13 protein-coding genes are annotated in these 14,238 nt (G+C 52.4%); 5 read left to right on the top strand and 8 right to left on the bottom strand.

Going from position 1 to position 14,238, the window contains the following annotated elements:
• The first annotated feature begins 8 nt into the window (after nucleotides 1-8).
• From DS901_RS09495 to DS901_RS09510, 4 genes are all read left to right on the top strand, one after another.
• Nucleotides 9-770 carry a peptidase gene (locus tag DS901_RS09495; RefSeq protein ID WP_113776705.1) on the top strand — a complete coding sequence of 254 codons (762 nt, stop codon included), beginning with the start codon at nucleotides 9-11 and terminating at the stop codon, nucleotides 768-770.
• Between the two features lie 229 nt (nucleotides 771-999).
• Nucleotides 1,000-1,968, top strand: coding sequence for an NAD(P)-dependent oxidoreductase (locus tag DS901_RS09500; protein ID WP_113776706.1), 969 nt, complete (start codon nucleotides 1,000-1,002; stop codon nucleotides 1,966-1,968).
• Between the two features lie 4 nt (nucleotides 1,969-1,972).
• Nucleotides 1,973-2,716, top strand: a complete 744-nt coding sequence (locus DS901_RS09505; RefSeq protein WP_113776707.1) for a class II aldolase and adducin N-terminal domain-containing protein — start codon at nucleotides 1,973-1,975, stop codon at nucleotides 2,714-2,716.
• A gap of 30 nt (nucleotides 2,717-2,746) precedes the next feature.
• Complete coding sequence (locus DS901_RS09510; RefSeq protein ID WP_113776708.1) at nucleotides 2,747-3,856, top strand: TauD/TfdA family dioxygenase; 1,110 nt, start codon at nucleotides 2,747-2,749, stop codon at nucleotides 3,854-3,856.
• Nucleotides 3,857-3,912: 56 nt separating this feature from the next.
• On the opposite strand, the gene DS901_RS09515 is transcribed toward DS901_RS09510, so the two are convergent.
• From DS901_RS09515 to DS901_RS09525, 3 genes are read right to left on the bottom strand one after another with little or no spacing between them, the layout of a single operon-like run.
• The gene (locus DS901_RS09515) at nucleotides 3,913-5,343 is read right to left on the bottom strand and encodes an aldehyde dehydrogenase family protein (protein WP_113776709.1); all 1,431 of its coding nucleotides are present in this window, start codon (nucleotides 5,341-5,343) and stop codon (nucleotides 3,913-3,915) included.
• 10 nt (nucleotides 5,344-5,353) lie between these two features.
• Complete coding sequence (locus DS901_RS09520) at nucleotides 5,354-6,562, bottom strand: mandelate racemase/muconate lactonizing enzyme family protein (RefSeq protein ID WP_113776733.1); 1,209 nt, start codon at nucleotides 6,560-6,562, stop codon at nucleotides 5,354-5,356.
• Nucleotides 6,562-8,178: a GMC family oxidoreductase gene (locus DS901_RS09525; RefSeq protein WP_113776710.1), complete on the bottom strand. Its 1,617-nt coding sequence runs from the start codon at nucleotides 8,176-8,178 to the stop codon at nucleotides 6,562-6,564. The genes DS901_RS09520 and DS901_RS09525 overlap by 1 nt, the downstream gene beginning before the upstream one ends.
• A gap of 161 nt (nucleotides 8,179-8,339) precedes the next feature.
• On the opposite strand from DS901_RS09525, the gene DS901_RS09530 reads away from it, so the two are divergent.
• Nucleotides 8,340-9,215 (top strand): LysR family transcriptional regulator, encoded by an 876-nt coding sequence (locus DS901_RS09530; RefSeq protein ID WP_113776711.1) that lies wholly within the window; start codon nucleotides 8,340-8,342, stop codon nucleotides 9,213-9,215.
• A gap of 67 nt (nucleotides 9,216-9,282) precedes the next feature.
• Here DS901_RS09530 and DS901_RS09535 read toward each other — a convergent pair whose 3' ends face one another.
• The 5 genes from DS901_RS09535 to DS901_RS09555 all read right to left on the bottom strand — a co-directional run bounded on the left by DS901_RS09535 (nucleotide 9,283) and on the right by DS901_RS09555 (nucleotide 14,048).
• Complete coding sequence (locus tag DS901_RS09535; RefSeq protein ID WP_147249894.1) at nucleotides 9,283-9,846, bottom strand: hypothetical protein; 564 nt, start codon at nucleotides 9,844-9,846, stop codon at nucleotides 9,283-9,285.
• Between the two features lie 113 nt (nucleotides 9,847-9,959).
• Complete coding sequence (locus DS901_RS09540; RefSeq protein WP_147249895.1) at nucleotides 9,960-10,418, bottom strand: hypothetical protein; 459 nt, start codon at nucleotides 10,416-10,418, stop codon at nucleotides 9,960-9,962.
• Nucleotides 10,366-12,885, bottom strand: coding sequence for a glycosyltransferase (locus DS901_RS09545; RefSeq protein ID WP_113776714.1), 2,520 nt, complete (start codon nucleotides 12,883-12,885; stop codon nucleotides 10,366-10,368). Before DS901_RS09545 ends, DS901_RS09540 begins: the two co-directional genes overlap by 53 nt.
• A gap of 26 nt (nucleotides 12,886-12,911) precedes the next feature.
• Nucleotides 12,912-13,556 (bottom strand): glycosyltransferase, encoded by a 645-nt coding sequence (locus tag DS901_RS09550; protein WP_181820825.1) that lies wholly within the window; start codon nucleotides 13,554-13,556, stop codon nucleotides 12,912-12,914.
• A gap of 75 nt (nucleotides 13,557-13,631) precedes the next feature.
• Nucleotides 13,632-14,048: a glycosyltransferase family 4 protein gene (locus DS901_RS09555; RefSeq protein ID WP_147249896.1), complete on the bottom strand. Its 417-nt coding sequence runs from the start codon at nucleotides 14,046-14,048 to the stop codon at nucleotides 13,632-13,634.
• Nucleotides 14,049-14,238 lie beyond the last annotated feature (190 nt).

Below are 14,238 nucleotides of genomic sequence, written 5' to 3' on the forward strand. Positions count from 1 at the left end.
AGCAAAAAATGACGTATTGCGTCGCAATCAAACTTGATGCCGGGATGGTATTTCTATCGGACACACGCACAAACGCGGGTCTCGATAACATTGCCAAGTTCAAAAAGATGTTCACTTGGGAAGTTCCGGGTGACCGTTGCATCACGTTGATGACCGCAGGCAACCTTGCGATTACGCAAGCCGTGATTTCGCTGCTGCAAGAAAATATCGACCACCCGGAAAATGGCTTAGAAACAATTCTTTCTGCGCCTTCAATGTTTCGGATCGCGGAACTTGTTGGTGATGCGATGCAAGTTGTGCAAACCCGCTATGGCCCCGGCATGACGCAAACCGGTGAAAGCACCATGAGCTCAATCCTTGTCGGCGGGCAACGCGCAGGCGGTGCCCCGCGTTTGTTCCACGTCTACACGGCTGGCAATTTTATAGAAGCAACGGCTGAGACACCCTATTTCCAAATCGGCGAACATAAGTACGGTAAACCGATCCTAGACCGGATCATTACGCCCGAAACTCCACTGGATGTTTCGGTGACCGCTGCCCTTCTTTCAATGGACTCAACCTTGCGTTCAAACCTTTCGGTTGGCATGCCTTTGGATCTTTCGGTGCTTGAGACTGACAAATTGCAATTTTCGCAAAACCGCCGCATTTCCAAGCAGGACCCTGACTATCAACGGCTGTCTGTTGGTTGGTCCACAGCGCTGCGCAATGCCTTTGATGAAGTGATGCATTTAAACGTCCAACAACAGCAAAGCCAAAGCCAGAAAGTATGACACATCAGCAGCGGGCAACTGTGTCGCTGCTGCGTGTTGATGCATAAGGTCCGCTCAAAACAACATGGCTTGTGCTCGCACATCTGTGCCTTTTCTCTCGTGCTCTTCTCCCTACCCCCACGCGTTAATAAACTGACCCCAAAGGGCGTAAATCTTTTGCTTCACATCGTTCTCCGCATCGCGCAAACCTTTGGTGACGCGCGTAATAAACCAATCGGGGAACGAATATATGAAAATGGGATTTGTGGGACTAGGCAATGTCGGCGGTAAACTTGCCGGAAGCCTTTTGCGGAATGGATTTGACCTCACGGTTTTGGATCTAAATCCTGATCTCGTTGCGGATTTTGTCGAAAAAGGTGCAAAAGCCGCACAAAGCCCTGCCGAACTCATGCGCGATTGCGATGCGGTGATCACCTGTTTGCCGTCACCAGCGGCCTGCGCCACAGTGGTCGAAGCAATGTTGCCCGAAGTAAATGACACGAAAATCTGGATGGAAATGTCCACTACCGAAGTGTCCGAGGTCAAACGCCTTGCGGAATTGGTTGCACAAAAAGGCGGATCAGCGATTGAATGCCCTGTATCGGGCGGGTGCCATCGCGCCGACACCGGTAATATTTCGATCTTTGCAGGCTGCGACCGGCCCACATTTGAACGGATGCTGCCAATTCTAACAACTCTTGGGCGCCGGGTTTTGCACACAGGCGAAATCGGGTCAGCATCGACCCTCAAGGTCATGACAAACTACCTTGCGACCGCAAATTTGCTGACCTGCTGTGAAGCATTGGTGACAATGAAAGCCGCAGGTATTGACCTTAACACGACCTATGAAGCGATGAAGATCAGCTCGGGCACGTCATTTGTACATGAAACCGAAAGTCAGGTTATCTTGAACGGATCGCGCGATATTTCGTTCACGATGGACCTTGTAAAAAAAGACATCGGCCTGTTTCAAAAGCTAGCCGAAGACGCCAATATTCCGTTGGAAATCAGCCCTTTGATGGTGCAAATTTTCGACGATGGAATCGCGAAATACGGCGACCGCGAACTGTCACCAAATATTATTCGTCGCCTCGAAGACGCGACGGGTTTGGATGTGACTGCGCCGGGATTCCCGCTGGAACTGACGGACGATGAACCAGAAGAACAAGGCTACGAAGTTATACCAACAGGGTTAAGCAAACCCGTTTTAGCGGAGTGATTAGATGACACATCAAAACATGGACCACTGGAAAGAGCGCGCGGACCTTGCCGCGACATTCCGCTGGGCTGCCCGGCTCAACATGCACGAAGGCGTTGCCAATCACTTTAGTCTTGCGGTGAATGATGATGGCACGCAATTCCTGATTAACCCAAACCAAGCCCATTTTGCGCGCATCAAAGCATCTGACCTGCTTTTGCTGGACGCCAATGACCCGAATGTTCTGGATCAACCTAACGCGCCCGACCCAACCGCGTGGGGCCTGCACGGATCATTGCACCGTTTGTGTCCCCACGCACGCTGTGTCATGCACACCCATTCGATTTGGTCGACTGTGTTGGCCTGCCTCGCCGATAGCACCCTGCCCCCAATCGATCAAAACACAGCGACATTTTATAACCGTTACGTGATCGATCAGGAATTTGGTGGTTTGGCTTTCGAATCCGAAGGCATCCGCTGCGCTGAAATGCTCTCGGACCCCGCGAAAAAAGTCATGATCATGGGCAACCATGGCGTCTTGGTCATTGGCAGCGATGTCGCTGACACATTCAACCGCCTTTATTACTTTGAACGTGCTGCAGAGACCTATGTGCGCGCTTTGCAAACCGGGCAAAAGCTGCGCGTTCTTTCTGATGAAGTCGCGGAAAAAACAGCCAAAGAATTAGATGATTATCCCGGCCAGGCAGAGGCCCATTTGGCCGAAATCCGCGCCATCCTTGATGATGAAAAAAACACCTACGCTAATTAACGCCAACCTCCATATCACGAGATCAAGACCATGATGAACACGCAGTTTGAATTGCAGGACAACGGGGTCATCGTACCGCTGTCTAGTGGCCCTAAATACTTTAACTATTACTGGCTCCGTGATGCGAGTAATTCCAGCATTGACCCCCAAACCCGCGAACGTATCTTTGACGTGTCTCAGCTTGCCAGCGCCCCCAAGGCGCAGGCCCTGTCGGTCAAAGATGATATGCTCGTGATCGATTGGGAAGCCGAAGACTGCCCAAGCGAGGTCCCGCTTGCACTGCTTGAAAGTGTTGCGACAACTGGCCGGGCCGCAGATGTTGCGGCTATCCCACGTAAGGTTTGGTATAGCGACCATTTGCCCAACATCCCTCGCATCCCGCAGGCAGAGGTGATCAACACAGCTGCCGGTCGCGCCGAGCTGACCCGCGCATTGATCGAGGACGGCATCGCCATCGTCACCGAAATGGAGCCAACGGAAGATTCCCTGCCCAATCTGGTCAAGGCAATCGGCCCGGTTACCCCATCGGGCGAAGGGTTGTTCTTTAACGTGCGCGTTGAAATTGAGCCAACAAACCTTGCCTTTACGGCGGGTCCGCTTGAAATGCACACCGACCTGCCCGGCGAAGAAGCGGCCCCAGGCGTGCAGTTCTTGCATTGCCTTGAGAATACGGTCGACGGCGGCCTTTCACTGTTTTTAGACGGCGTCGCGGTTGCGATGGCGCTTAAAGAAGAAGATCCAGACGCGTTCGACATGCTTGCGGCACATAAGATTCCGTTCTTTTATCGGCACGATAAGATTGATTACCGGTCGCATCAGCGTGTGATCGAAACTGATCAGGACGGCAATGTCACCGGGGTGACTATTTCTCAGCATCTTCAGGACAACATGGATCTGCCCCAAGACCTTCTTGATCGCTATTACCCGGCCTTCATCAAGTTCATTCGCATGATGCAAGAAGACCGGTTTTTGCTGAAATTCAAATCCGAGGCCGGAAATTGCGTGGTGTTTGATAACCACCGGATCGTCCACGGGCGCGAAGGCTATGTCGCCGACAGTGGCAGTCGCCATTTGCGCGGGTGCTACACCGACCGCGCCGCGATGCGCAGCACCTACCGGATTGCATCGAAATCTGCATAAAAAAACGGCGCGGGGATCAAACCCCGCGCCGCATCTTTTTGAATTTATTGATCTATTTACGCCACGAACGGCGGGCGCACCTTTACCTCAAGATAATCTTCTAGACCAAGCATCCCACCTTCGCGGCCATTGCCAGACTGTTTATAGCCACCAAAAGGTGATCCATAGTCAGGTCCGCGCCCGTTGATCTGGATCGTTCCCGCACGCAGTTGACGCACGACACGCGCAGCGCGCTCTGGGTCACTTGTCTGCACATATGCGGCCAATCCATATTCTGTGTCATTGGCCATGCGGATGGCGTCTTGTTCTGTATCAAACGGCGTGATCACCAAAACCGGACCAAAGATTTCTTCGCGTGAAATCCGCATATCGTGATCCACATCACAGAAAATCGTAGGCTTCACGAACCAGCCTTTGTTGATCCCGTCAGGACGCCCAAGACCACCGACCAAAACCCGTGCGCCTTCGTCAATCCCCATTTGGATCATGGCCTGCACCCGGTCATATTGGATTTTATCGAACAAAGGCCCGATGTGGTCGCCCTCTTGCGTTGGATCGCCAACTTCTTGTGTCAAGGCGACAGATTTCGCGATCTCGAGCACATCATCATAGCAGCTGCGTTCCACCAAAAGGCGCGTGGGCGCGTTGCATGATTGGCCCGTGTTATAAAAACAGCCTTCGACACTTTCCTTAATCCGCTTGTCCAAATCAGCGTCGGCGAAAACAAGGTTAGGTGACTTGCCACCCAATTCGAGCGTCACGCGTTTGACGGTGTCAGCCGCATCCTTTGATACAGCTGTGCCCGCGCGGGTGGACCCGGTAAAGGACATCATCGCAATATCAGGATGGCGCGACATTGCAGACCCAACCGATGGCCCATCACCCTGCACAAGGTTGAAAACACCAGCGGGATAGCCAGCGGCATCCACGATTTCAGCATAGATTTGCGCAGACCACGGCGTGTGCTCTGAAGGTTTTAGCACGCAAGTCGCCCCAGTTGCCAAAGCAGGCACAACCTTAAGCGCAATTTGGTTAATCGGCCAGTTCCACGGTGTGATCAGACCGCAAACACCAATCGGTTCATGGCTGATGATATCGCCATTGTACAAGATTTCTTCTTCGTCCAAAGTTTCAAGCGCCGTAATAAAATGATCCAAGTGGCCCAAGCCCGCGTCGGCTTGCACACCCAAAGACATCGTCGCTGGCGCACCCATTTCTGCGGTCATCGCCTCTGCCAGATCGCCCATTCGCGCCTCTGTTGCGACACGCAGCTTTTTCAGCAGCGCGAGGCGTTCTTCCTTAGTGGTCATTGAAAACGTTTCAAACGCACGTTTGGCTGCTGCCACCGCGCGATCGACATCTTCGCTATTGCCCATTGATACCGTCCCGATTTGGGCTTCGGTCGCGGGGTTCATGATGGGCATTGTTGCGTCAGACGCCGGGTCCACCCATGCGCCATCAATATAGAATTTATTCAGTGTCAGCATATTGCGTCTCCTAGTGGGTAATCGGTTGTTGTGCCATTTCGAGGTGAAGCGCGTCGCCCGTATAGGGCATATCGGCGATTGCCTCATCGTTGAGTTCCAACCCTAAACCTGGGGTCGTTGGGGGAATAATGTAACCATTGTCCCACGTAATTTCGCCTTTCACAGAGGACATGTAGGGACCATCAAATGTGCCAATGCTTTCCAAGATCAAAAAGTTCGGACTGCATGACGCGATTTGGATATTCGCTGCGGCAACAATGGGACCACAATAGAGATGCGGCGCAATTTGCACCGACCGCGTTTCTGCCATCCCGGCGATCTTCTTGGCTTCCAGAAGCCCCCCAACCCGGCCCAAATTGATCTGCAGGATGGAGGCCGCGCTCGTTTCTATCATCCGTGCGAACTCATGTTTGGTGCAAAGCCGTTCGCCAGCGGCGACGGGAATAGATGTGAATGCCGCGACCTGCGCCATGTCTGAGGGGTTTTCCGGCGGTAGCGGTTCTTCGAACCAAAGCGGATCGAACGGTTCAATCGCACGCGCCATACGTTTGGCACCAGACACCGTAAACTGCCCATGCGTGCCAAAAAGTAGGTCCGCGCTGTCACCAACCGCCGCGCGGATCGCACGGCAAAAGCCAACGCTCAGTGTGATATCTTCCAGCCGAGGCTGCCGCCCATCATAGATCGAAAATGGACCCGCTGGGTCAAATTTCAGCGCGGTAAACCCCTGCTCGACCATTTCAGCCGCGATCTGAGCCGCGATGTCTGGATCATTGTAGGCATTCGGCGTTGATGGATCGGGATAGACATCACCGGACGGCGGATAAATATAGGAATAGCTGCGCAAGCGATCATGCACGCGCCCGCCAAGCAATTCGTAAACAGGCTTATCCGCAGCCTTGCCGACGATATCCCAACACGCCATTTCCAGACCACTAAAGACACCCATTACAGTGACATCGGGGCGCTGCGTAAAACCGGCCCCGTAAGATTTGCGAAACAGTTTCTCAATATGATGGGGGTCGGCCCCGTCAAAATGGCGCCCGAACATATCGCGGGCCATCGCACAGCATAGATCCGGGCCGAATGTCGCGTTATAAATCTCGCCGACGCCAGTGATCCCGCAGGCGGTGGTCAGGCGGACAAAGATAAAATAGCGCCCACCATGGCGCGGCGGCGGGTTTCCCACGACAAAGGTTTCCAGTTTTTCGAGCTTCATCATGCGTCCTCTAGGATAAGTGCGGCGGCGCGTAGCGCCAGCATCATTGTTGGCGCATTTGTATTGCCTGAGGTGATATTAGGAAAGGCCGAAGCATCTGCGACACGTAAACCAGACACGCCGTGGACACGCAATTTTTCATCCAAAACAGAATCTTGCGCGGTGCGGCCCATCCGGCAAGTACAGGTTGGATGATAGACGGTGGACGCGCGGTTCTGAAAGTCTTGCAACAGGCCCGCATCATCCATTTGCATCAAATCTGGGGCTTTGGCCTGCGTCGTCACCGCGCGCAGGCTTGCGGTGCGCGCAAACCCTTGAAGAACTTTGCCCGCCGCAATTGCTGCCGCCTTGTCGCCGTCAGTTTCTAATGAATTTGGTTGAATGATCGGCGCGTCTTGCGCATGTGGCGATGCGATCTCAACGGTTCCCGAGCTTGTCGGGCGGCACGGTTGCGCGGAAATTTGGTAACCTGGCGTCGCATCCACGGTCACATCGCCAGATGCAGATAGCCCATAAGACACGGGGTTAAAGTAAAGCTGCACATCCGGCACAGCACTATCCGGGTCAGTACGAACAAAACCGCCCACTTGGTTCACGGGCACCGCGAGCGGTCCCTTCCGTGTCAGTAAATATTGCAGCCCGGCACGTAATCGCCCAAACCGGCGCCCAAGTACGTTGTTGAGCGTCGGGGTACTCGCTTGAAACTGATATGAAACGGCCAGATGGTCCTGCAAACCGCGCCCAACCCGGGGCAAATCATGTATAACGTCGATACCGTGCGCGCGCAGCACCTCAGCCGGACCGAGCCCAGACAGTTGCATCAATTTCGGCGAATTGATCGCACCCGCGCAGAGTATCACCTCTTTGCGGGCTTTCGCAATTTGCGACACGCCACGTTGTTTCAACGATACCCCCGTCACGGCGCGCCCATCTAAGACCAAGCGATCAACTTCGGCATGGCGCTTGATATGCAAATTCGTGCGACGCCGCGCGGGTCGCAAAAACGCATCAGCAGAGGACCAACGAAACCCATTGCGTACGGTGCTCCGGTAGTAGCTAACGCCGTCTGCGTCAGGCGCGTTCAAATTCGCGATAACCGGATAGCCAGCATCGCCCGCGGCATCGAGGAATACCTTCGAAAACGGCGACATCTGATCGGTCAGGTCTGTTACATGAATTGGGCCATTACCCCGGGTCTGACGCCCGGCACCTGGCATTTTCGTGTGGGTTTCAGCGGCATCATATACCGCGCGCACTGCATCCCAGCCCCAACCACGCGCCCCTGCCGCCTCCCAATCGTCGAAATCTCTGGGCAACCCACGCATATAGGTCATCGCGTTGATGGAGCTAGAGCCGCCAATGAGCTTGCCGCGCGGCCAAGATATCGCGCGCCCGTTCAGACCGGGATCGGGGGCCGTCTGGTACCCCCAATTCAACGCTGGGTTGGCCACATTGATTGCATAGCCCAACGGAACTTTGACCCAAAACCGGGCGTCGCTGCCACCACTTTCTAAAAGCAACACAGTATGCTTGCCGCAAGCGCTTAGCCGATTGGCCAAAACGCAACCCGCAGATCCCGCGCCAACGATAACATAGTCAAATTCCAAGTGCTTCATGGGGTCAGCCCGTGTTTCTAGGGGGCCAATTTGCAGCTATTTTCCCGATGACTTCAAACAAGCACTTTTGCGCCTAAGGGGTGGTTTTCGTTAATCACAAAGACTTGAAGGGTAAGCCAGTTTCGTGCATCGTAACGTACGGATCGACAGGAATTATCGCGATGAGAAAACTCCCGCATGTGACTTGGCTGCGCACATTTGAGGCAGCAGCGCGGCATAGTTCATTCGCAGCCGCAGCAGACGAACTACACCTCACCCCAGCCGCGGTAAGTCAGCAGATCAAACTGCTGGAAGAAACATTGGAAATGAAGCTATTCAAACGGCTTCCGAAGGGCGTTGAGCTGACTGATATCGGGCAGGCCTACGCGCAGCCGGTCCGCGCGTCCTTTGTAGATCTGCAAACAGCGACAGAGGGGCTTTTTCAACCCAAACGGAAAACGACACTGCGAGTGCGTGCATCGATTTCTTTTGGGGTGTTGGTTTTAGCACCACGTCTAGCAGATTTTCGCGCGCTCCACCCGGAAATAGACATCATCTTATCGACGACCGTTTGGTCGGACCGGATGAACGATGCAACAATCGATATTGATATCCGCTACGGCGGAGGCAATTGGCCAGAGCCAAATATTTGGTCGCTGGGGGATGGTCAGGCCTCGCTCGTTTGCAACCCAGCCGAGGCCGCGCGTTTGCAACGTGATCCAGCACTTTTAAAAGATGCTGATATCGTTCCGATTATTGGATCGGAAAATGACTGGACGCTCATGTTTGAAGAATTAGGCGTTGAATGCCCGCCGCCGCCTGCTTGGATGCCGGTCGATTCATCGGTTGTGGCACTGGAATTGATCGCCAGCGGACGCGGCGCCGCGATCGTCAACACGATGTTTTCGCGCCGCTATATAAAACGCGGCCTCTTAGCAGAGCCATTCAGGCAAACGTTAGAAACGCGCAATAATTTCTACATCGTCGCGCAGCCTGACCCAAAAAAACAACCGCATATCGCTAAATTCCATGAATGGCTCGCGACAATAATTGCCTAGACAAACCCGATCGACAGATCGTTGATTTGTTCTCTAGCTGCGCAAACGACGCTCAAAATTTAGTGTTTTACGAACGAAGCTGCCCCCCCCGCCCCTGCATATCGGCAAAAAACAAATCTGGGTTGTTATTGAGCTTGGCATGTTTTCGCACGCCCATGCGGCGGCCCGCCAACCCAAATGCCTTCGCGACCAAGGTCCTATTCGTTGGGAACAGATCCGAACGAGTTTGTGCCCGGACAGGTTTTGATGGGGCAGATTTTCCCTTTGCTTTCGCCACAGGTGCGCCACCCGGCTTTGGCCTTTTGGGTGCCCACGCGTCATAGGCCTGCATGATTGCGTCAACTTCATCATTGGACATGACATCTACGATTTCGTTTTTGCTGGGAACGAAACAGTCAAAAAGAATTCCGCCCTCTCGCCCTAAGAACTCTGTGGCCAGATCAGCATTTGTTTGCGCCACATCGTCAAGGATCGCGCCACGCATCGTGTCGGTTAATAGATCCAAACGGGGCGGTGGCAGGCTCTTCTTTTGGCGCAACTGCGTCACATTTAGCCCCGCTGCTTCAATGAAGTTAAAGTAAGCATTCCGGTCGGACCAATCATGGCTATTGAGCCTACGGATGAAATTCACATGCGCCGTACCAAATGGGAATCTATTTTCTTGCCGTGGTTCGGGACGCGGCAAATCGGCATGTGAATCTAGCTGAGTTAACGCCAGAAAATCACTAACAATATCGCCATCCTTCAGCCGTTTCCTGTCATAAATACCGATGTGTATTTTTGATTTATCAACGACAGCTCCCACAGTTTCATGCGCCCATAGTAGTTAAGCCGGCTGCGGGTTTGATGCGTTTTGAGCCAGTCTTCAATCGGCTGTGCGACCCGCCCCACCGCGCCACCAGCCACAAATTCTGCGTATTGCGAATTCGCCCAATCATCCTGACGGCGCAGATAAGTCACCATCTCAACATCGTAGTCCGAAAAATGGCGCGCGAGCTCTATCGCATTTGGGTTTAAGAAATACGCCTCAGATGACAGAATAACCGTGTGTATTTTGCCGCCGGCAAGTGCAAGCGTCGCGTCGATATGGTCTTTTAGTCGCGATTTTTGCTGCACAGCCTCGGGAACAAACTGCGCATGCCCCGCCTGTTTATGGGGGGCGTGCTTTCTGCCAGAATAGCCCGACTTCGGGGACGTAGACACCAGCGCGCAATAGCGCAGCCCGGTTCTGTTCCAGGAAATGCTGAATAAAGGTCGATCCGGTCTTCGTCGATCCAATATGGATGATAAGCCGTGGTTTTTGTGCGATATCTTGGCTGAGGACAACGGCATCATTGTCAGTTGTCACAAGATCATTGCGCGCGTAAAGCGATAATGCCTCTTGGAACTGGCGTTCGGCGGCATCCTCCGGAACGCGAAGCATTTCAGCGATGTAGTCGGACTGGGGGATTTTTGACATATCTAACGTAGGTTGCACAAACTCAAACCGTCCGCTCAAGACCGCCGCAAAGACAAGCGGATAAGCATTATTTGCCTTTAAGAAATCTTTGAGTTGCTTGGGCTCGGGCGACACATCCGTTGCCTTTATAGCAGTCCGCACCAGTAGCCGTTGCAATCGCTCAAACAACTCTTTCTCACCAACTGCACCCGTTTCACGTCGGACGGTACTTATGGCAAAGCCAGTCACAATTAGATTCAAAAACTGCGTAACTAGGTACCGAGAAACATCAAATAATTTCGATTTTCGGTCCAAAGCGCCACCGTCATGAAGCAAATCGACAAGAGATTCAAAGTTCGCCACCTGATATTCAACGTCCTTCAACGTCTTTTTACGTCTAGCGGTCGAATCCTCTCGTACCCGATACACAAACCCCTCGCTGTCAATGCTCGACAGATACTTTGCGCGCAAAAGAGCCTTCAATAGGAAGGGTTTTTCTTCCCATTGCGGCGTTAAGAACCGTATGTCTTGTTCGAGTAGGAACTGTCTGCGATACAGCCAATTCCAAAAATGGCGGCCTTGAATAACTTCAGTTTGTTCCGCAAACGTTTTTCCATGAAACGGCACATTAAAGGCTTCTTCGCACCAGTCGCGACGCATCCCGACCTTTTCTCCCTGCGCATTTTCAAGCCGTTCAAAGAGTTTGCGCCCGCGCACCATATCGGCACCATCGTCACAGGCCGCGTTGTACACATCCTCTAAATGCGATTTCGAAGCCAAGATATCATCAGAATCGAGGAACTGAATGAATTCCCCTCGCGCGGCATCAATACCCTCGTTGCGGGCGAATCCTTGGCCAACATTTTTTTCCAGAACAATTGACCTAATCCGCGGATCATCTGCCGCATGCCGGTCGATAATGGCTTGGCTTCCATCAGGGCTACAATCGTTTATGGTGATAATTTCGATGTCTTCAAGCGTTTGGCCGCGGATAGAATAAAGACATTGGTTGATGTATTTCTCGACGCCATAAACGGGCAATATGACGGAAACCTTTGGCTTTTCGGGGGCGTGGGTATGCTCGCAAGGCATCTTTACGGGCCGGTTTTTATCGATGAAATCAATTGCGTCTTCTACCAAACTTGGCGTCGCGCAGCCGGGAACATTGTAGAGCGTGTACCAGATGTAGAAGAAATAAAAGACTTCCTCGAGCCCACGCTTGCGGTGTCGGTGCGGGATGGTTTGGCGGTCATCCGTCAGCCCCCATCCGGCATAGAACGGAGCACCAAAGCAGATAACTTCTTTTCCAGCAAAAAGCGCCTCGAGCCCCATTTGGGACGTTCCAACATAGACTTTGTCAACGCATTCGAACAGGCTAAAGGGGTTCACTGGATCGCGCAGAATACGAATGCGTCCAACGTCTTGGAGATGATTATAATAGCCAACGCGTTTGCCCTTTTCCCAATGCGTATCTGGGTGGGTTTTGATCAAAATCTGGGACGTCGGGTTTTCGTGAATGGCTGCCCAAAGCATCTTTTCAAAGTCACGTTCTGTTACTTTTCCATAGATTGTTGACGCATCTGCAAAGGCCTGGTCACAAACTAATACGCGGCTAATATACCCATCCGACATTGTGGGCTTAACAATAGGCTGGGAGTTATATTTCGATATTTTTTGTTCTACGATCCGCGTCATTGCCGCACTTGCACGGCTGAATTCCTCTGCCGATAGCTCTATTTCGCTATTCATGCGGTTAATCAATCGATTAGGATAATCGGCCATAAAATAGTGGGCGATGTCATCATAAACATATCCCAGACATGCCATGTTCGGTTTGCCACTTTTGAAAGATTCAGACCAGCTATGTGAACTAGCCAAAAAACCCTGTTCATAAAGGATTAATTTGTTGCCTGCCTGAAACGACTGAAGTGCGCGCACCCCACCCTTATGGCTGTGCTGGGGGTCTTGATAGACAGTGCCCAGAAACATGTAGTTTGATCCACTCCCAAAGGTCGCATCGTCAAGACAGTTTGCATTTGGGAATAGCGTACGCAGGTTCGCACCGTATTTTTTTGTCAGCGTGTCGCGTGTCTGACCGATGTTCCACTGCGCATATCTGTTTTCGATCATCCAGGCACGAAAATCGACTTCTGCGTTATCATGCCCTTCCTTTTGCGCAAGGCGCAGATAGTCGTCAAATTTTTCAAATGCAATTTGGTTTTCTTTGGACATCGTGATCTCAGCTTATTGGTGCGGGGTTAGCCGTTCAGCAATGCGGAAAGCGCGTGTTGTGCGTTGGCTTCGATGGTGGTTGGTCCGTTTTCGACAGCAGCTCTAAACATGTTTTTCCACGCATCAAACACGACCATATTTGAATAAAGCGTATCAAACCGTTGCTTTGAGGCAGCTCCCATTTTGAGCCTGAGCGAGTCGTCAGACATGAGTTCATCAAGGCATTTTGCAAGGCACCCGGTTTCAAGGCTGCGTGCGGCAAGGCGGCCATTCAGCCCATCGACAATTTGTTCGTTAATTCCGTTACATGCGGCATAGCCAACAAGCGGTAAGCCATGCGCCATCGCCTCAAGCGACGACATCGGGAATCCTTCAAACAGGGAGGGGAGAACAAAAACTTGCGCCTGTTCGAGGTGCGCATAAGGCGCATCAGAATGCCCCAGAAACCTCACCTGGCGTGCTACCCCCTTGTTTTTGGCCCGGGACTGAAGCTTTTTCAGCTCGGGCCCATCACCGAGGATATCCAAGGTCCACGCCTTGTGATGCCCCGCGATGAGCGCGAATTCGTCAATTAGGTGTGCAAGGTTTTTGCGCGGCACCAGACGCGCGACTGTCAAAACTGTCTTTGAATCGCCGCCCTTTGGATCACACGCAGTGGCCGCATGTGCCACCGTGTTTGGGATGACATCTACTTTCGATTGAAGATAATCAGGCAACCCGTCTTTGAACGCGCAAGTCAGTAGGTGTCACCGCGTGGCACCCACAAACGCGGCCTGCCTTTCTTCATCGCAAAAGACTCCCAATCGGTTCGGGAAATGCGGGTCAATATGTTCCGAAAGAACGAGCGGAACACAGATCTTTTGCGCCGCAACTGTGTAGCGCAAGAGTGTCCGGTTCATATGCAGCCCGACGATCAGATCGGGGCAAGGTTCCGCCAGTGCAATCGTCATCTGGTTGTTAGATTTCGCGTCGTCACGTTCAGCGAGGTGATGCAGCCAGATACAGCTGTTGAGCGGCCATTTAGAGGGGCCTTTTTGATCATCAAACGTGTAAATATGCACGTCGTGACCACGATCAGCCATCGCATTCGCCATTAGCTGACCAACATTTTCTGTACCGCCACGGCCTTTTGTAATCCACGGGACAATAAAGGAAATTTTCAAATGCTCATCTTTCAAAGAAGTGCTTCCTAAGAGTTCAGGGAAATAGTTACGCGGGCATTCACATCGCATCCGCAGTTTGCCCAATTCATACACAACCTATATGACATTTAATTGGTTAACACACAACTTACACAACACATCTTTTACCAATTGATCCCCCAAGATACGCGGATTTTCACCGACTGCTTCA

Origin of the sequence: Loktanella sp. D2R18 (assembly GCF_003318235.1) — a bacterium.
Taxonomy (GTDB): domain Bacteria; phylum Pseudomonadota; class Alphaproteobacteria; order Rhodobacterales; family Rhodobacteraceae; genus Yoonia.